Origin of the sequence: Collinsella sp. D33t1_170424_A12 (genome assembly GCF_015554865.1) — a bacterium.
Lineage (GTDB): Bacteria > Actinomycetota > Coriobacteriia > Coriobacteriales > Coriobacteriaceae > Collinsella.
On sequence record NZ_JADNJJ010000014.1, the window covers coordinates 1 to 1,044 of the forward strand.

The window sequence follows — 1,044 nt, forward strand, 5'->3', positions numbered from 1 at the left end:
CCCGGCCGTACGCGGTAGCTCCGCGGACGGCCGGGCCGGTTTTGCCTCTTGACAATGTTCAACTCATATTAAAGGGGCGCGCACGCACCCCTTCCAGCACAACCAAGCTGTCCGTCGCCCAGACGCGTCGACGCGCCTACATGCCGGGAACGGACCCCGTCACGGCCATGTAGAGCAGATAGGCGTTGGCCAGATTGAGCACCACGCCGGTCACGATACCGTTGCGCAGGTAGCGCTCGGCCGTGAACACCGCCGCGGACTCGCTCTCCTCCTCGTGCGCGCGGGCCTGCTTGCCGGCGCTCATATACGTGGCCATGCAGAGCAGGAACGCGAACGCCGGGACCAGCAGCAGCTCGTAGCGGTTGCTGAAGCGCGTCGCCACGCCGGCGCTGAACTCCATGGGCACCGACTCGGGCAGCTGCGGGATGAAATACATCACCGCGAGCAGCGGGATGATCGCCAAAGCGGCCAGCACGATCGACATGATGCCGGCCTTCTTTCCGTACTTGAACATTCGAAATCGCCTCTCTCGATTCTCGTATACCACCGCGCGGGGCTCCGGGCGCCCGTCCGCCGCGCGCGGCGATCACCGCCTGCGTGCCTACACGTTGAAGCGGAAGTGCACCACGTCGCCGTCGGCCATGACGTAGTCCTTACCCTCGATGCGCAGCTTGCCGGCGGCCTTGGCACCGGCCTCGCCGCCCAGCTCGACATAGTCCTCAAACGCCACGACCTCGGCCTTGATGAAGCCGCGCTCGAAGTCCGTGTGGATCACGCCGGCGGCCTGGGGAGCCGTGGCGCCCTGACGGACCGTCCACGCGCGGACCTCCATCTCGCCAGCGGTGAAATAGCTCTGCAGGCCCAGCAGCTTGTACGCCGCCTGGGCGAGCGTCTCCAGGCCGGAATGCTCCAGGCCCAGGTCGGCCAGGTACTCGGCGGCCTCCTCGGGCTCGAGCTCCGAGAGCTCGGCCTCGACCTTGGCGCAGATGGGAATGGGCGTCACGCCGTCGATGGCGTCGAGCTCGACCGTGAGCTCGTCTTCGT

Annotated in this window: 2 protein-coding genes; both read right to left on the bottom strand. The window is 66.9% G+C overall.

All coding sequences use genetic code 11. The annotated features are described in order from the left end of the window. Nucleotides 1–136: 136 nt before the first annotated feature. The gene (locus tag I2E26_RS00725) at nucleotides 137–514 is read right to left on the bottom strand and encodes a DUF1648 domain-containing protein (protein ID WP_147588944.1); all 378 of its coding nucleotides are present in this window, start codon (nucleotides 512–514) and stop codon (nucleotides 137–139) included. Nucleotides 515–601: 87 nt separating this feature from the next. Next, the coding region (locus tag I2E26_RS00730; RefSeq protein ID WP_195419228.1) for a DUF933 domain-containing protein at nucleotides 602–1,044 on the bottom strand (443 nt) is incomplete at its 5' end.